This is a genomic window from Actomonas spartinae (assembly GCF_051209155.1).
Taxonomy (GTDB): domain Bacteria; phylum Verrucomicrobiota; class Verrucomicrobiia; order Opitutales; family Opitutaceae; genus Actomonas.
In genome coordinates, this window is the sequence record NZ_JBPJGB010000001.1 from 339,451 (window position 1) to 356,204 (window position 16,754).

Here is a 16,754-nt window from a genome sequence, read left to right on the forward strand (position 1 = left end):
GTTTCCCGCCATGCCTTCCGGAGCTGCCGCTTTCCGTCGTTTGTGGAGTGAAATTGGGACCGTTGACGCGGTCGGGGTGGAGGAGCGCGTGGCCAAATACGCAACCCGTTCCATCAAGACCGGCTCGAAGATCGCCGGTCTCAAGCTGGCCACCACGATGGTCGATCTGACGACGCTGGAGGGCAAGGACACGCCCGGCAAGGTGCACGCCCTGTGTGCCAAGGCGCTGCACCCCCACGACGACGCCGACATCCCGCAGGTCGCGGCCGTGTGCGTGTATCCCTCGATGGTGAAACACGCCCGCGCGGCGCTGGGCGAAAAGGCGAGTGTGCGCATCGCCTCGGTGGCGACCGCCTTCCCCAGCGGCCAGGCGCCGATCAAGACACGCCTCGCCGAAGTGAAAGCGGCGGTGGCCGACGGCGCGGATGAGATCGACATGGTCATCAATCGCGGCGCCTTTCTCGCCGGTGAGTTCGGGCGCATGCAGGACGAAATCAGCGCAGTGGTGGAGGCCTGCGGGGACGCGACCCTCAAGGTCATCCTCGAGACCAGCGAATTGGAGACCTATGACAACATCCGCGCGGCATCGTTTCTGGCCATGCGGGTGATCCGACCGAACGACTTCATCAAGACCTCCACCGGCAAGACCTCGGCCAACGCCACACTGGGCAACAACCAGGTGATGCTCGATGCCATCCGTGACCATTATCTGGATACGGGGGTGCCCATCGCGATGAAGCCCGCCGGCGGGATCAAGTCCGCCAAACAGGCCCTCACCTTCCTCATCGCGGTGAAAGAAACCCTCGGCGACGAGTGGTTGAACAACCGCTGCTACCGTTTTGGTGCCTCCTCCCTGCTCAACGACTTGCTGCGTCAGCTCGTGAAAATGAAGACCGGCGCCTACCGGGCGTCCTACGAATTCAGTGAAGCCGCCGGCTCCTATTGACCGCATTTTTTCTACCACGGATGAACACAGATAAACACAGATGCGACGGCGCCATGCCATCTTCCCACCGCTCTCAGAACCTGTGTCCATCCGTGTTCATCCGTGGTTAAAATCCCCCTTCCCATGCCTGTTGCTGCTCCGAAAAAATCCCGTTCCCGTCGCGCTGAGCCTGAGCTGATCTTTGGTGATCTGTGGGCGTTTGATCCCGCCCCGGAGTCGGCCGATCCGAAGCTCCAGCAGCGCTACAAGCTCTTCATCGGCGGTAAATTTGTCGCGCCCAGCGGGCGCAAATACTTCGCGTCGATCAACCCGGCGAACGAACAGGTTTTGGCCGAGATCCCGCACGCGACGGCCAAGGACGTTGATGCCGCCTACGCGGCCGCGGCCCAGGCCGCCCCTGCATGGGCGACCCTGTCCGGCGCCGAGCGCGGCAAATACCTCTATCGGCTCGCCCGCCTGCTGCAGGACCGCGCCCGCGAATTTGCAGTGGCTGAGACGCTCGATGGCGGCAAGCCGATCAAAGAGTCGCGCGACTTTGATGTGCCGATGGCCGCCGCGCATTTCTTTTATCACGCCGGCTGGGCCGACAAACTCGCTTACGCCTTCCCCGGCGCGACGCCGGTGCCGCACGGGGTGGTCGGACAAGTGATCCCGTGGAACTTCCCGCTGCTCATGTTGGCCTGGAAACTCGCGCCGGCCCTGGCGACCGGCAACACGGTCGTGCTCAAACCGGCCGAGACGACGTCGATCACCGCGCTCAAATTTGCCGAGATCGTGGCTGAGGCCGGACTGCCGCCCGGCGTGGTCAACATCGTGACCGGAGCTGGTGAAGTGGGGGCGGCCGTCATCAATCACCCGACCGCGGCGAAGGTCGCCTTCACCGGCTCGACCGAAGTGGGCAAGGTCATCATGCGCGCCACCGCGGGCACCGGCAAAAAGCTGACGCTCGAGCTCGGCGGCAAGGCCGCCAACATCGTCTTCGACGACGCGCCGCTCGATCAGGCGGTGGAGGGCATCGTCAACGGCATCTTCTTCAATCAGGGCCACGTGTGTTGCGCCGGCTCCCGCCTCTTGGTGCAGGAGAGTGTGGCCGACGCGGTCTTCACGCGGTTGCGGAATCGTGTGCGGACCCTGCGGGTGGGCGACCCGATGGACAAGAACACCGACATCGGCGCGATCAATTCCAAGACGCAGTTGGACAAGATCACGGAGCTGGTGAAAAGCGGCGTCGACGAGGGCGCGGACTTGTTCCAGCCGAGCTGCTCGCTGCCGAAAAAGGGCTGGTTCTTTCGCCCCTCGCTCTTCCGCGGCGTCGAGCTTAGTCACCGCATTGCGCGCGAGGAAATCTTTGGCCCGGTCTTGTCGATCATCACCTTCCGCACCGTCGAGGAGGCGATCGAAAAGGCCAACAACACCGCCTACGGCCTGAGTGCCGGCGTCTGGACCGACAAAGGCTCGCGCATCCTCAAAATGAGCACGGCGCTCAAGGCCGGGGTCGTCTGGGCCAACACCTACAACAAGTTTGACCCCGCGTCACCGTTTGGTGGATACAAGGAATCCGGTTTCGGCCGCGAAGGCGGCCTCCAGGGCCTCGGCGACTACGTCAAACTGACCTGAGCCGGGCTGGACGCGTTTGTTACCACGGATGAACACGGATAGACACGGATTGGATCTGGAGGCGGGTGAGATCACCCACGAGATCATCGGTGCCGCGTTTGAGATCGTGAACAAGCTGGGGCATGGGCTGAAGGAGAAGCCCTACGAGAACGCCTTGGTGGTGGAATGTGGACTGCGCGACCTCGCCTACTCGCAACAGAGTGTCTTTGATATCGACTACAAGGGTGTCACGGTCGGCACCTACATCCCTGACCTCATCATCGAGAATACGGTCATCGTGGATACCAAGGTCATTGATCGGATCACTGATCACGAACGTGGTCAGATGATGAACTACCTTCGCATCTCGGGCCTGCGGGTGGGCCTGATCTTAAATTTCAAGCACGCCAAACTGCAGTGGGACCGAGTTATCGTATGAAATCCTATCTGTGTTTATCCGTGTCCATCCGTGGTTAAAAACAAAACACCGTCCCTCTTCTGCCATGTCTCGTCTGACTGTGACCAAAACGCCCAAGTGTTATGTCGGGGGTAAGTTCATTCGCTCGGAGAGCGGGCGGACCTTTCCGCTGAACGATGCCGCGGGGAACTTCTTTGCCCACATTCCGCAGTGCACCCGCAAGGATGTGCGCAACGCGGTCGAAGTGGCGGCGAAGGCCGGCGCCGGCTGGGCGGGGCGCTCGGGTTACAACCGCGGGCAGATCCTTTACCGGCTGGCCGAGATGATCGAGCCGCGCGCGGCCGAACTCGAAGCCGCGTTGATGCTCACCAAGGGCGTGTCCGCCGCCGCCGCCAAGGCCGAGGTCGTCGCCACGATTGATCGCATCGTGCACTTCGCGGGTTGGACCGACAAATACGAGCAGCTGCTCGGCAGCGTGAATGCCGTGGCCTCGCCGCACTTCAATTTCACCGTCACCGAGCCCATGGGCGTGGTCGCCGTCGTGGCGCCGGACGAAGCGCCGTTGCTCGGATTGCTCACCCTCATCCTGCCGGCCATCGTTTCGGGCAACAGCGTTGTCGCCCTTGCTTCGGAGACCGCTCCCTACGCGTCCATCGTGTTGGGCGAGATGCTGGCGGTGAGCGACCTGCCGGGAGGCGTGGTCAATCTGCTCACCGGTTTCCGGGCGGAGATGGTGCCGACCATGGCAACCCATGTGGGCATCCGCGCGCTCAGTGGCGTGCTGGGAGCAGAGGACCGGGCGATGGTGGAGAAGAAGTCGGCCGACAGCGTGAAGCGCACCCGCCTGCTGAAGGCCGAAGAACCGGTCGACTGGCTCGCCGGCAACGGACCGGTGCCGTCGCTTTACGCCATCCGCGATCTGCTCGAGTTCAAGACGACCTGGCACCCAGTGGGGGCCTGATCGGTGGCGCGCCCCGCGAGGCGGAAGCCGAGTCTCAGGGGCCGATGCGTGAGGGGCTCACCACGGTTTCGGCAACCGTAACCGGAGTGACCTCCACCGGGAACAGCACATCCAAGGATTGGGGCGGGCTTTCCGTCGCAGTGGACTGGCCGAAGATGGCGAGCTGGCCCGAGCCGGCGTCGGCGAAGGCGGTGGGGCTGGCCGCGGCGCCGGCGGCGAAGTCGGGGGAGCTCGCTTCGAGGACATCGCCGGCCTGCGGAGGGGCATCCGGATCAGACTCGGACTCTGCCGCGGGAGGCTCCGCCTCCTCGTCCTCCGCCGGGTCGCTGCTCCCGGTGGGTTCGACGGACGCGGTGGCCGAAGGAGGAGTCGCTGGCAACGGCTTGGTTTCGAAATAGACGGATCGCCGCGCGTTCTGCGAACTTTGCGCCAAGTCGTTCACAAAGTTGGCGGCGACGGTGGAAATCGGCTGAGTGACGAGGCGGGTGCCGGTGGCCGTATGCCGCGCGACAACTTGCTCGCCGGCGCCGATGCGGCGGTTACCGGACTTCGGTGAATCACCGACCACCGTGGCGGCGCCTTCGACGACGGTGACCCGGGTTTCGCCCGCATCCACCTCGATAACGATGGTGCCGCCATGCACGGAGACCACGCCGTGGGGGGTGACATAGACCATGGTGGAGCCCGGCGAGAGGGTCGGCGTGCTGATGGCCACAGCGCCGCGTGGCACCATCACTTCGGTCGAGGAAATGGATGGCTCCTCTTCCAGATTGGTGCGTTCGGGCAGAAAGCCGGATTGGCGAAAGGTCACGATGTCGATGCGGGTGTCGCCGGAGAAATACAGCGCGGTGCCATTGGACAGCACCAAGCTGTTGGAGGCGTCTTCCCCGGTGATGATCGTGGTGCCCTGGGCGTTGTGCAGCGACTTTGGCTGCAGCTGCTCAATGCGATCCGGGGAGACCAGCTCGGTGTTCCCTTCGAGGCCCAGGACGTAGAACTTGCTGGTGGGGTCGGGGCGGGCGGCTTCGCTGGCACCGACGGTCATCCAGACCAGCACCAGCATCCCCAAATAAAACGGTCGGTGCTTGGCGCGGGGAAGACGCGGGCTTCGTCGGTCGGTGGTATCCGGACCTGAGGCTAAGCAAAGGGACTGGCGAGAAGGCGACATGGCGCGGAAGCCGATGGAGCGGGGCTCCGGGTTGAGCAGCGCGGTTGGGGTCGCGCAGCCAGTCGCAGGGCGTTTCGTTTACAAGGAGGTGTTGCAAGTAATTGGCTAAATTAAGGTGAATTCCCCTCATACTCTCGGTATGAATGCCCGGGGTGATACGGACCCTAACCGCGATTGAGCCACCAGATGCTGGCGTTGAGTGCGGTGGCGAAGCTGACCCACGCGAGGTAGGGCAACCACATCCAGCCGGCGGAGCGGTCGTGGCGGAAGAGCCTCACCTGGAGAAGCGCGAGAAAGACCCACAACGCGCCGATCTCGACCAGTGCGAGATCGGCGCGGCGGAGGCCAAAGAACAAGATCGACCACAGCGCGTTCAGGACGAGTTGCACGCCGTGCAATCGGAGGGTGGCCGTGGCGCCCGGGAGCTCGGCGCGGCGCTCCCACACCCGCCACATCGCGACGCTCATGAGCACGTAGAGGGTGGTCCAGGCCGGCCCGAACACCCAGCTCGGCGGGGTCCACGCGGGTTTGGCGAGGGTCGGATACCATTCCCGCACACTGCCGGCCGTGGCGCCACCGCCGATGGCGCCGGCGGCGAAGGCCGCGAGCAGGAAGCCAGCAAGGCTCAGCCAAGGTTTCCAAGTCATGCGGCACGAAACGGTGGGTCGCCGGATTCGCAACCGGTGAATCGCTCCGATTTCTCGCCTTGTTACTCGCCAATGCCAGTGGCTTGCGCTACCCGTGCCGATCCTTCAAGTTCCGCCGCGGTCGCGCTGAACACACACCCCAACAACCTGTTGTGATAAATCGGCTTCTCAACCTCAGTCCCCGTGCGCTGGGCGCCGTGGTATTTCTGTTGGTTCTGGGTAACAGCACCGGGGCACTGGTCTATTTCTACCGTCACGCGCTTGAGGATCATGCGGAGATGCTCCGCCACCATGTGGCCGATTTGGCGACAGTGGTGGCGGCCTATGTGGACGTCGATGAACACGAGCAGTTGGTGAGTCCGGACCAACAAAGCTCCCCGCGCTACGCGACCCTGTTGGCGCCTCTCGTTGCGTTTCACCTGCGCCACGAGAACGTGATCTACGCCTACACCATGCGGGTCGATGAGGCCGGCGATGAGTGGGTGATTCTGGATACGACCAACGACCCGACGGTGATCGCACACGAGCAGGCGAATGGGCTCGATCCGGTTCCCTCGCCCTTGCTCGAGCGCTACCACACGCCGCCGGGCAACGAGGCCGCCGATGCCACCCTGCGAAAGGGTGAAGCCTACGTTTTCCGGATTCCCTACACCGATGACTTCGGGTCGTTCATCAATGCGCGATACCCCCTCTTTGATGCGAAGGGTAACTACGTGGGCTACGCCGGGGTGCATTTTTCGCTGCAACGCTTTCATACCCGCCTCAACGAGATCCGTTACTTCGGCCTGGTCGCCTTCGGGATCGCCGTCCTTGTGAGTCTGCTTCTAGCGCGGATCGCAGTGGTCGGGCGTCGTCAGGACCTCGAGCACCTGCACCGCATCGAGGCGGCGGAAGCGGACATGCGGGCGCAGCGGGACCGAGCTGACCAAGCCAAGGCGGCCAAGGGCGAACTGCTGGCCGTCGCCACGCACGACCTGAAGAATCCGCTGGCGGCCATCGCGGGCATCGCGGGCCTGCTCCTACGCCGCAAACGCAAGCTCCCGCCCGATGATCGCACCGCGGCGGAGATCGAGTCGCTGGAGAGCATCCAGAGCTCGGCTGAACACATGTCGGAAATTGTGCGCGGCATCCTGCTCAACGAGGGCATGGAGGCTGGTCGGATGGAGTTGAAGGCCGAGCCGACCGACCTGCGCGAGATCGCAGTCGAGGTGATCCGCTTCAGCAGCCCGGCCGCGACGCGCAAGCAGATCAACCTACGCCTGGCCGACGGCGAGCCGGTGGTGGCCGCGGTGGATCGTCAGCTCGCGCGCGAAGCGTTCGACAATTACGTGAGCAACGCGGTCAAGTATTCATCATCCGGTGACGCCGTGACGGTCGAGGTGCGGCTCGATGCGGCGACCGGCGAGGCCGAGTTCTCTGTCCGGGACCAGGGTCCGGGCCTGAGCGCGGAGGACCAAGCGAAGCTCTTCGGGAAGTTCCAAAAACTCACCGCCCGGCCGACCGGCGGCGAGACCTCCACCGGACTCGGATTGTCCATCGTTAAAACCATCGCCGAACGCCACGGCGGCAGCGTAGGCTGCGAGAGTCAGCTCGGCCACGGCGCCCGGTTTTGGCTCCGGTTGCCGGCCCAACCTGCCCAGCCTTCCGGTTAACCCCTTTGCCTTATGCCATTCCCCCAGCACTGCCTCATCGTCGATGACGAACCACACGTGCAACGGTTCCTGAGCATGTTGCTCGAAGACCTTTGCGAAGACGCCACCATTGCCACCGCGTCCAGCGGCCAGGAAGGGCTCGACGCCTACGCGGCGCAACGCGCCGACCTCGTCCTGCTCGACATCAACATGGTGGGCATGGACGGGCTCGAAACCCTGCATGCGCTGCGCGAACGCGATCCGTCAGCCAACGTGGTCATGGTCACCTCGGTCGACGTGCGGCGGGCGGTGGAGCAGGCTCTCATCGACGGCGCGCGCGGTTACATCCTCAAGGATACCCCGCTGGACGAGATCTCCGCCACGCTGGGCGAGATCATTCAGACCATCACCCCCCAATCCTGATTCCCATGAGCGACGAAACGCCCGCGCCGCAAACCCCGTTGCACGCCTCTTGGTCGATGGCTGAGGAGCGCTATTCGATGGCCGAAATTCTCAAGGAAGTGACCCACGAGCGGCTCACCGGCGCGGCCGGCATGCAGAAGCTCAAGCAGGATGAAATCCGTCGTCTCTTCAAAGCCGCCACCCCCAGCCCCGACTCCGATGGCCAAGATTGATCCCGAGTTTCTCAAGGCCATCCGCGGCCTGCGCACCTTTTCCCGCACGATCGATCTCAACGCCCTCGCTCTGACCGCTGAGAGCGAGCTGGACCTGGTCGAGCAACTCATCCGCTCTGGTCACGTCAACAAGACCGAGATCTGCCGCCTCTGGGCCGGGCAGGTGAATTTCTCCTATGTCGACCCGCTCACGTCCATCGTGACCGCCGAGGCGCTCGCGGCCATTCCGGCGGAGATCGCGACCAAGGCGGTCGCGCTCCCGGTTTACATCCTCAACGGCGTGTTGACCGTCGTGATGGCCCATCCCGAGGACGAAGCCCTCGTGCGTCGTCTCGGCATGGTCGCGCAGATGGAAGTGAGCCCGGCCTTTTCCCCCCCGAGCGAGGTGGCGGATCTCATTCGCATCCACTACGCAACCGAAGAGTCCCTCGCCGAGGCGTGTAACCTCGCCGAGGCGCAAGCGCTGCTGGCGGAGGGCGTCGAACTGGCCGAGGGCGGCGAACAGATCCGCGAGTTGGCCGACTCCGAGCAGGTCGTGACCTTCGTCGACGCGCTCATCTATTTCGCGATCAGCAAGGACGCCAGCGACATCCACATCGAGCCGATGGAGTCGGAGGTGACGGTGCGCTATCGCATCGATGGATCGTTGCGGCCGCTGCTCACCTACGCGCGCTCGCTGCACCCGGCGGTGACCATCCGCCTCAAGATCCTGGCCGGGTGCGATATCACCGAAGCCCGCTTCCCGGCGGACGGACGTTTTTCGATCTCGGTCGGATCCAGCAACGCGGACTTCCGTTACTCCTCCATCCCGTCGCAATACGGCGAGAAGTCGGTCATCCGCCTGCTCGGCAACATGAGCCTGCGCAAGATGCTCACGCTCGATAAGATGATGATCTCGCAGTCGATCCTGGAGCCCTATCGACGTGTGATGAAGAGCCCGTCGGGCATCATCTTCGTGACGGGTCCCACCGGCTCGGGCAAAACCACCACGTTATACTCGACCTTGGCCGAGTTGAACCAGCCCGACGTCAACATCTCGACCATTGAGGACCCGATTGAGCTCAAGCTCGAGCACGTCAACCAGACGCAGGTGCATCACGGCATCGAACTGTCGTTTGCGAAGATGCTCCGCGCGCTGTTGCGCCAGGACCCGGACATCCTGTTGGTCGGTGAAATCCGCGACGCGGAGACCGCCAAGATCGCCACCGAAGCCGCGCTCACCGGTCACTTGGTGCTCACCACCTTGCACGTGAAGAGTGCGCCGGAAGTCTTTGTCCGCCTGCAGGAAATCGGCGTCGATAACTACCTCATCGCACCCTCCGTCGTGGCGGTGATGGGGCAGCGCCTGGTCCCGCGCATTTGCGAAAAATGCAAGGAATCCTACGAGCCGAGCGAGGAGGTGCTGCGGCGTTACTTCTCCGACGAGGCCTTCCCGGAGAAGGTGCTCTTCCACCGCGGTGTCGGCTGCAAACACTGCGATCACACCGGTTTCCACGGCCGGATCTCCTTCCACGAGTTGTTGGTGGTCAACCGCGAGATCCGCGGGCTCATCGCCAACCGGGCCAATCTCGAAGAGGTCACCGACGCTGCCCGCAAGGTCGGTTATCGACCGCTGCGCTACGACGGCCTCAAGAAAGTGCTGCTCGGCCTGACGACGATCGAAGAAGTCGAAGCCGCCACGCCGATCGAATACGTGTCCTGAATCACGCTTCGCTGTCGCCGGGGTCGGTGACCCCGGAGGGAATGGCGGAGGGGGCAACGCAGCGCCGGCTTTCGTTGGATCAGACCCGGGCTCACCGAGCCCGGCTACAGCGATCGTGTCTCCGGCGCGGCGTTTAGGGCGCGACTGGCACGGTTTTGCGGCGGCGTTTCCAGCGTTCTTCGACGCCGGTGAGGGCGCCGTGTTCGTCCTCCAGGAACTCGATCGTCATCTTGCCGTCCTCAATCACGAGGAGGTTGGGGCCCGCCGGGTGGAAGACCATCGGGTCCTGCTCCTTATAAGTCCAATGGAAGGCGCCGTCTTCGGTGATGCGGAAGCGGTGGGTGACCTCGTCGGCGTCGGTGTCCTGATAGTCGCCGACAAAACGTGCGTAGCCGGCGCGGTCGAAGTCGGCGAGGCGTTCGGGCGAGATGAACGGGTCCTTGGCGTATTCAGCGTTTTTCACCTTTTGCTCCTCGATCGCTTCCATCGCCCGGGCGTGGGTGGCGTTGCGTCCGTCGTTGAACTTGAAGTCGGGCATGATCGAGTTGATGTAGGCCTCGGTGAGGCCATCGATGTCATCCTCCGACCACTCACTGCGGGTGGTGAGGATGCTGCGGAAGAGCAGGCCCTTGCGCACGCCTTCGACGGCTTTGCGTATCGTGGGTTTGAATACCACCAGGGCGCCCCGCACGGCCGCGCGGGTGAAGAACCCCATTTCCTCCTTGGCCATGACGTTGGGCAACACGACATCGATCACGCGGTCGAAGGCATTCTTGGGCGGCAGGAAATAGACCCAGTGGAAGCGGGCGAGGCGGTTGTTCTCGAGGTCGGCGGCGGTGAGGTCGTGGAAGGCGAACTCCACCTGCTCGACGTCGAACTCGTGGATCCACGCCACTTGGTAAATGGCGGTGCCGAGCCCTTCGAGGGGGAAGGGCAGCGCGGGCACAACGAGGTCGAAGGTGAGGCCAATGTCGCTCTCTTCGCTGCCCAGGTCGATCTTCTCCTCCCATTTGGCGAGGGTGGCCTGGAGCTCCGTTGCGCGGGCGGCGACGGCGGGCTGGAGCTGGCCGGCCTCGGCCATGGCGAGGAATTTACGGAAGATCCAGAGCGGATGCGGTTCGCCCTCGTCGCCCACGATGATGAGTCCGCGACCCGGTGAGCTGGTGCCTTCGAGGGTATCGTAGGCGACACGCAGGACTTCGTCGGAAAACTTCTCGGCGTAGCGGCGGTCGCCGCTGTTGCGGGCGTGGATGGTGACGGCAAGGGCGTCGCCGTTGACCACAAAGGGCGCGAGCTGGAGCGGCAGTTCGTCCTCGGGCGGCGAGACAGGTTCGGCCACGCTGGTGGCGGCGAGCGCTGCGGCGGTGAGGAGGCAGGAAAGGAGGGTGCGAGGATGCATGGTGAGTTCTAGCCGCGCTGAGGGGGCGCGACACCCCTTTCACCCGCCGCGCCGCCGCTTGGTTTCAAAAGATTTCGCCTTTCTCAGCCTTCCAGCACCCAGGCCAGGGCAGCGGATTCCTGACGGAATATCTGACTTTCGTAGCTCAATTTTCCTTCGGTGAAGCTCAGCCACATGCGGCCCAGGCCGAAGTCGATCGCTTCGTGCATCAGCACAGCGAGCCGGCCGTCGGAGAGGATGGGGTTGAGGTAGACGCAGGTGTCGGCGACGAAACGGATTTCGTCGTTGTTCAGTTCGCGGACGGTGGCGTGGGCGTGGTTGACGAGCACGCGACGGCAATCGTGGGCGCGGGCGGCTTCGCCGGTTTCGGCGATCATGGTGACGAACTCGGCGGCCTGCAGGGCGCCGGCGGTGGCGACAGTGATCAAATTGCGTGCAGGGTCGAACGATAGGGTATGGCTCATGGCTTTCCTTCGGCGGGTCGGCTCAGGGGCGGGGTCGAACTCCGGTCGGGGGGGAGTTCGTGGTTCGGCTTAGCGGCCGTCGAATCAGGGTAGATCGCCGGCGATGGTCTGGGCGGCGGCGGTCAAGGCGTCGCTCAGGCCCCGAGCAAGGTCGGCGGGGGTGCCGTCCCAGGTCGAGGCGGGATGAGTGTAGTTACCGTTTCGATACAGTGTTCCACTCGGGGCGGACAGCGTGTAGCTGAGGGTAAAACGCAGGGTGCCGGCGGCGGTGGGCGCGGCGTCGACGATGCGCACCTGCAGGTCGTAGGCGCGTTCGGGTTGCAGGGGAAAGGGCGGGGCGAGCACGCGGGCAATCGGGGCCTGGTTGGCCAGGGCGCCGCGCAGGACGCGGGTCATGCCCTTGTCGAGCGGCTCGGCCCAGCGATCGAAATCACGGTAGGTGACCTGATTGCGGTTATCGAGCACGGCCATGGCCGGGCTGTCGGCCAGGTAGACGGGGACCTCGATGGGCAGGAGGCCGATGGTCACGGCGTCGGTGGCCGGAGCGCTGGCGACCGGGGCCGGTTCGTCGAGGAGGAAGAAGCGGGTCGGGTCGGGCTGGGCTTCGGGCAAAATCTGGCAGCCGGTGAGGAAGGTGAGCGCGAAGGTGCCGAGCAGGGCGAGGACGGGGAGGCGAATGGGACGGGTCATCGGTCGGCGGGGAGAAAGAGAAAGATAAAAGGAAAGAGAAAGATGCTCAGGGCGTGGGCGCGCGGCCGGTGAGGAGGGCGTTGGGGTTGCGCTCCAGGAAGTCGGCGAGGCGGGCGATGGCGCGGGAGGCTTCGCCGAGTTGGCGCAGGGCGATGGTGGCTTCGGCGCCGAGGCCGGATTGGGCGGCGATGAACTGGTTGGCGGTGGCGGACACCTCGTCGAGCGCGGCGAGGGAGGCGCGGGCCTGTTGCAGGGTTTCGGCAAGTTCGGCGGCGGTGGGATCGATGTTGCTCTCCACACGCTGCAGGGTGGTGCGCAGGTCGGCGAGGGCGCCGTCGAGGTTGTCGAGGATGGAGGGAATGCGCGGATTTTCGGCGAGCGAGCGGACGGACTTGGCGGTGGCGGTGAGCTCGGTGTTGAGCGCGGCCACATCGAGGGCGTTGATCTGGCGCCGGCTGTCGGCGAGCAGACCGTGGAGTTCGGTGGCCATGCCGGCGAAGTCGATGTCCTTCACCTTGGCGAGGATTTCGCTGAAGGTGGCCTGGAATTCCGAGATGGCGGAGGGCACGGCGGGGACGACCGCGTAGTCGACCGGCACCCGGTCGAGGGCGTCGGCGGGGTATTCGGTGGGATCGCGGAAATCGAGTTCGACGTAGAGCAGGCCGGTGGCGAGGCCGATGACGCCGAGTTGGGCGCGCAGACCGTGGTCGATGAGGTTTTCAATTTCGCCGCGGTCGGTGAAGTCGATGAGGTCGCCGGCGGTGTCCTTCATGACGGCGCGGTTGAGTTCGCAGAGCACGGCGACGACGGAGGATTTGGTGGATTCGTCGTAGGTGAGGTTGACCTGCGTCACGCGGCCCACGCGCACACCGCGCAACTTGACCGGTGAGCCTTCGTCGAGGCCGGAAACGGATTCATCGAAGTAGACGACGAAGCGCTGCGGTTTGCGCAGGAAACTGAGGCTGCCGAAGGAGAAGAGCCCGATCATGCCGATGAGCATGGCCCCGAGCACAAAAAAACCGACAACGGTGGGGCTGACCTTGGTCTTCATGAAACGTGAGAGTGAAAGGGAGTGAGCGGAAAGGGGAAGTCAGGAAGGGCGGTCAGCCCAGTCCCATGACGAAAGCGAGGGTGCGGTTGAGACGAACAAGCGTGGTTGAATCGAGCGATCCGATTGTGCGATCGATTCGTTCGCGGGAAACCGCAAGGACCTTGTCGGTCATGATATCGGAGGGTTTGCGCAGGCCGTTTGCGTCCGCGGGTTCGAGTCGAATGCGAAACAGGGGTGCATCGGTGAGATGGCTGGTGATGAGGCAGATGAGGATGCTGCTGATGCCGGCATCGGTGAGGGCATCGGCCTGCACCACGACGGCGGGTCGGGGTTTGCCGAAGTCACCGGGCGCGGCGACAAGCACGATTTCACCGCGCTTCACGCGTCCTCCGCGACGTGTTCGATAAATGCGAGGGCGGTGCGCTCGTCGGTCGCGTTGAGGTGACCAACCTGCGCTGCGAGTGATTGGGCAAAGCCGGCGGCTTCGGTGTCGGGCACCCAGATTTGGACCGGCCGTAAACCCTGGCGCCGCAGACGCTCGCGATAGGCGGTCATCTTGTCGGTCGGACCGGAGGTCGGGCGCTTGCGTGCGGACATGTCGGTAACATGTTACTGGGTTTTGCCGGGTCAAGTGCGCTTACAAGCGGTCCCCGCGGTGGAGGAAGGTTAACACGCGCGGGTCGGTGCTGTGGGCGGCGAGCTCCTTGGGCGGGCCTTCGGCGATGATGGTGCGGGCCTGCTTGTCGAGGAGGATGACGCGGTCGGCGATGGCGAAGATGGAAGCGAGTTCGTGGGACACGATCACACAGGTGGTCCCGTGGTCGGCGCGGATGCGCAGGATGAGTTCGTCGAGTTCGCGCGAGGTGATGGGATCGAGGCCGGCGCTGGGTTCGTCGAAGAACACGATGGCCGGATCGAGGGCGAGGGCGCGGGCGAGGCCGGCCCGCTTTTTCATGCCGCCGGAGATTTCACTCGGGTAGTAGTCGCCGTAGCCGCAGAGCCCGACCTGGCCGAGTTTGAGGCGGGCGATCTGCTGGCGGTCGCGTTTGGAGAGCGCGGTGTATTCCTCGAGCGGCAACATGATGTTCTCCGCGAGGGTGAGCGACGACCAGAGCGCCGAACCCTGGTAGAGCACGCCGAAGGACTTGAGCATCTCGCGGCGCTGTTCGGCGGAGGTCTTGACGAAGGACTGGCCGAAGATCTGCACGTCGCCGTGGATGGGCGGGAGCAATCCGATCAGGTGGCGCAGCAGGGTGCTCTTGCCGCAACCGGAGCCGCCGATGACGAAGAAGATTTCGCCGGGGGTGATGGCAAAGTTGAGGTGCTCCATGAGCGCCTTGCCGTCGTAGCCGATGGCGAGGTCTTCGGCAACGATCAGGGGGGCGGTGGTGGTGGTGGCTTCGGACATGGGTTTCACCAACCGAGGATGTTGAACACGACGGCGTAGATCGCGTCGAAGACGATGATGAGGGTGATGGCGGTGACCACGGCAGAGGTTGTGGCCTGGCCGACGCCGGAGGCGGAGCGATCGGCCTGCAGACCGCGCAGACAGCCGGACATGCCGATGATGAGACCGAAGGTCGCGGCCTTGATCAGGCCGGTCATGAAGTCGGAGGTGTCGACGATGGTGAGGAGCTCGACCCAGTAGGCGGGCGGTGGAATGTCGAGCAGCCCCCAGGCGATGACTGCGCCGCCGATGATGCCGAGCGCATTGGCGTAGACGGCCAGCAGGGGCATCATCACGGCCAGCGCGACGATGCGCGGGATGACCAGAAAATCGACCGGGCGGATGCCAAGCGTGATGAGGGCGTCGACCTCTTCGTTGGCGCGCATGTTACCAATTTCGGCGGCAAAGGAGGCGCCGGTGCGTCCGGCGATCACGATGGCGGTCATCATGGCGCCCATCTCGCGGGTCATGGTGACGCCGACGAGATCGGCCACCCAGATGTCGCCGCCGAAGGGACGCAGGATGAGCGCCCCGGAGTAGGCGAGGATGACGCCGACGAGGAAGGCGATGAGGCCGGTGATCGGCAGGGCCATCGCGCCGCAGCGTTGCATTTCGGTCACGGTGTCGCGCCAGCGGAACTTGGCGGGATGCTTGGCGAGAAAAACCCCGCTGATGACGCATTGACCGACGAAGTTGGAATACTCCTTGGTCTTGGCCCAGACATCGAGCGTGGCGCTGCCGACCAGCGTGAGAAAGTCCGGCATGCGACCGGGTGGCAGCGGATGGACGGTTTGGTCGTCGAACTGGCCGACCAGATTTTGCAGCGCGGGAGGCAGGCTCTGGAGGTTGCAATGGGTGCCGTGCACGCGGCACCAGGTCGTGGCGGCGGTGACGAAGAGCACGAGTGAACTGTCCCAGTTGCCGAGTTGGCTGAGGTCGAAATCGACGCGCGCGGGGGATTGGCGTTTCACCAACTCATCCCAGTCGGGGGTCGGTCGAGTCATGCGCCAGTCGCCAACGAGGGTCACGAGCAGGCCGGAGTCGGTCGGGGAGAGCTCGGCGGAAGGCGTCGGGTCGTCGGCGGTGGGGGCGGACATCGGCGGTGGAGAGGGTTGGGAAAATTGCGGCGGGGAGAAAGATAAAGATACGCGTTGAATAGAAAGATTGTCGCGATGCGGTTTGCCGGGCGACGGTGGGGGCGCATGCGTTTTCGCACGGTATTATTCGATTTGGACGGCACGTTGATTGAGCACTTGCCCGCGATTCATCGGGCCTATTGCCACACCTTGCCGCAGCTCGGGTATCCGGCTCCCACCTACGAGGAGGTGAAGCGAGCGATCGGTGGTGGCTTGGCGCGGGCGATGGCGAAGTTTGTGCCGGCGGAGCGGGTGGAGGAGGCGCTGGCGATCTACCGGCCGTTCTGGGATGCGACGATGTTGGAGGGTGTCGAGCTCATGCCCGGGGCGGAGGCCTTGCTGCGGGCGCTGCGCGAGCGCGGGGTGCAATGCGGGGTCTTCACCAACAAGCACGGTCCGTCCGCGCGCAAAGTGTGCGCGCACCTGGGGGTGGATGACCTGCTCGATGACGTGGTGGGGGCCGGGGATACGGCGTGGTTGAAACCGGAGGTAAGGTTCTCGCGGTGGACGCTGGCGAAGTTCGGCGCGGAGGCGGATGCAAGCTGTCTGGTGGGCGATTCGCCGTTTGATGTGGAGGCGGCGGCGCGCGCAGGCATGGGCTTCGTCGGAGTCACCACGGGCACCCATAGCGCGGCCCAATTACGCGAAGCGGGAGCGGAGATCGTGCTGGCGGATCTGCCGGAGTTGGCGGCGCGGTGGAGGTTGGGTTAGGCAACGATCGGGTGAGCCGCCGGCATCGCCATTGCCCCTGTGAATAACTTGTGAGGTTTGGTGATCTACTGGCCCCGATGACGACGGATTGGGTTAGCTAATGCTTTGTAAGATCCTTTAAATCAGACGGATACCTGTGGTTGCAGCGCTAT

General features: G+C 64.2%; 19 protein-coding genes. 9 read left to right on the plus strand and 10 right to left on the minus strand.

Annotation, left to right across the window (positions count from 1 at the left end; translation table 11 throughout):
* Positions 1 to 10: 10 nt before the first annotated feature.
* From deoC to AC0MRV_RS01395, 4 genes are all read left to right on the plus strand, one after another.
* Entirely contained in the window at positions 11 to 946 is a 936-nt protein-coding gene (gene deoC / locus AC0MRV_RS01380) for a deoxyribose-phosphate aldolase (protein ID WP_472762628.1), read from the plus strand.
* A 123-nt stretch (positions 947 to 1,069) separates the two neighbouring features.
* Positions 1,070 to 2,563, plus strand: a complete 1,494-nt coding sequence (locus AC0MRV_RS01385) for an aldehyde dehydrogenase family protein (RefSeq protein ID WP_472762629.1) — start codon at positions 1,070 to 1,072, stop codon at positions 2,561 to 2,563.
* A gap of 28 nt (positions 2,564 to 2,591) precedes the next feature.
* Positions 2,592 to 2,981 (plus strand): GxxExxY protein, encoded by a 390-nt coding sequence (locus AC0MRV_RS01390; RefSeq protein ID WP_472762630.1) that lies wholly within the window; start codon positions 2,592 to 2,594, stop codon positions 2,979 to 2,981.
* 64 nt (positions 2,982 to 3,045) lie between these two features.
* Positions 3,046 to 3,921, plus strand: coding sequence for an aldehyde dehydrogenase family protein (locus AC0MRV_RS01395; protein ID WP_472762631.1), 876 nt, complete (start codon positions 3,046 to 3,048; stop codon positions 3,919 to 3,921).
* A gap of 34 nt (positions 3,922 to 3,955) precedes the next feature.
* On the opposite strand, the gene AC0MRV_RS01400 is transcribed toward AC0MRV_RS01395, so the two are convergent.
* Both AC0MRV_RS01400 and AC0MRV_RS01405 read right to left on the minus strand, forming a co-directional pair.
* Positions 3,956 to 4,984, minus strand: coding sequence for a FecR domain-containing protein (locus tag AC0MRV_RS01400; RefSeq protein ID WP_472762632.1), 1,029 nt, complete (start codon positions 4,982 to 4,984; stop codon positions 3,956 to 3,958).
* 269 nt (positions 4,985 to 5,253) lie between these two features.
* Positions 5,254 to 5,736, minus strand: a complete 483-nt coding sequence (locus tag AC0MRV_RS01405; protein ID WP_472762633.1) for a TspO/MBR family protein — start codon at positions 5,734 to 5,736, stop codon at positions 5,254 to 5,256.
* A 152-nt stretch (positions 5,737 to 5,888) separates the two neighbouring features.
* Here AC0MRV_RS01405 and AC0MRV_RS01410 point away from each other — a divergent pair, with 152 nt between their 5' ends.
* The 4 genes from AC0MRV_RS01410 to AC0MRV_RS01425 are packed head-to-tail and all read left to right on the plus strand — an operon-like array spanning position 5,889 to position 9,704.
* Complete coding sequence (locus AC0MRV_RS01410; protein ID WP_472762634.1) at positions 5,889 to 7,388, plus strand: sensor histidine kinase; 1,500 nt, start codon at positions 5,889 to 5,891, stop codon at positions 7,386 to 7,388.
* 12 nt (positions 7,389 to 7,400) lie between these two features.
* Positions 7,401 to 7,790: a response regulator transcription factor gene (locus AC0MRV_RS01415; RefSeq protein ID WP_472762635.1), complete on the plus strand. Its 390-nt coding sequence runs from the start codon at positions 7,401 to 7,403 to the stop codon at positions 7,788 to 7,790.
* 5 nt (positions 7,791 to 7,795) lie between these two features.
* Positions 7,796 to 8,002: a hypothetical protein gene (locus AC0MRV_RS01420; protein WP_472762636.1), complete on the plus strand. Its 207-nt coding sequence runs from the start codon at positions 7,796 to 7,798 to the stop codon at positions 8,000 to 8,002.
* Positions 7,989 to 9,704, plus strand: coding sequence for a GspE/PulE family protein (locus AC0MRV_RS01425; RefSeq protein WP_472762637.1), 1,716 nt, complete (start codon positions 7,989 to 7,991; stop codon positions 9,702 to 9,704). Before AC0MRV_RS01420 ends, AC0MRV_RS01425 begins: the two co-directional genes overlap by 14 nt.
* 133 nt (positions 9,705 to 9,837) lie before the next feature.
* Here AC0MRV_RS01425 and AC0MRV_RS01430 read toward each other — a convergent pair whose 3' ends face one another.
* The 8 genes from AC0MRV_RS01430 to AC0MRV_RS01465 all read right to left on the minus strand — a co-directional run bounded on the left by AC0MRV_RS01430 (position 9,838) and on the right by AC0MRV_RS01465 (position 15,852).
* Positions 9,838 to 11,103 carry a hypothetical protein gene (locus AC0MRV_RS01430; RefSeq protein WP_472762638.1) on the minus strand — a complete coding sequence of 422 codons (1,266 nt, stop codon included), beginning with the start codon at positions 11,101 to 11,103 and terminating at the stop codon, positions 9,838 to 9,840.
* 83 nt (positions 11,104 to 11,186) lie between these two features.
* Positions 11,187 to 11,567, minus strand: a complete 381-nt coding sequence (locus AC0MRV_RS01435; protein WP_472762639.1) for a hypothetical protein — start codon at positions 11,565 to 11,567, stop codon at positions 11,187 to 11,189.
* Between the two features lie 84 nt (positions 11,568 to 11,651).
* Entirely contained in the window at positions 11,652 to 12,257 is a 606-nt protein-coding gene (locus tag AC0MRV_RS01440) for a PqiC family protein (protein WP_472762640.1), read from the minus strand.
* A 46-nt stretch (positions 12,258 to 12,303) separates the two neighbouring features.
* A complete protein-coding gene (locus tag AC0MRV_RS01445; protein WP_472762641.1) occupies positions 12,304 to 13,308 on the minus strand; it encodes an MlaD family protein in 1,005 nt (334 codons plus the stop codon).
* Between the two features lie 52 nt (positions 13,309 to 13,360).
* Positions 13,361 to 13,690: a type II toxin-antitoxin system PemK/MazF family toxin gene (locus AC0MRV_RS01450; RefSeq protein ID WP_472762642.1), complete on the minus strand. Its 330-nt coding sequence runs from the start codon at positions 13,688 to 13,690 to the stop codon at positions 13,361 to 13,363.
* The gene (locus tag AC0MRV_RS01455) at positions 13,687 to 13,905 is read right to left on the minus strand and encodes an antitoxin MazE-like protein (protein WP_472762643.1); all 219 of its coding nucleotides are present in this window, start codon (positions 13,903 to 13,905) and stop codon (positions 13,687 to 13,689) included. Before AC0MRV_RS01455 ends, AC0MRV_RS01450 begins: the two co-directional genes overlap by 4 nt.
* A 40-nt stretch (positions 13,906 to 13,945) precedes the next feature.
* Positions 13,946 to 14,716, minus strand: coding sequence for an ABC transporter ATP-binding protein (locus tag AC0MRV_RS01460; RefSeq protein WP_472762644.1), 771 nt, complete (start codon positions 14,714 to 14,716; stop codon positions 13,946 to 13,948).
* A 5-nt stretch (positions 14,717 to 14,721) separates the two neighbouring features.
* Entirely contained in the window at positions 14,722 to 15,852 is a 1,131-nt protein-coding gene (locus tag AC0MRV_RS01465) for an ABC transporter permease (protein ID WP_472762645.1), read from the minus strand.
* Between the two features lie 105 nt (positions 15,853 to 15,957).
* On the opposite strand from AC0MRV_RS01465, the gene AC0MRV_RS01470 reads away from it, so the two are divergent.
* A complete protein-coding gene (locus AC0MRV_RS01470) occupies positions 15,958 to 16,602 on the plus strand; it encodes an HAD family hydrolase (RefSeq protein ID WP_472762646.1) in 645 nt (214 codons plus the stop codon).
* Positions 16,603 to 16,754 lie beyond the last annotated feature (152 nt).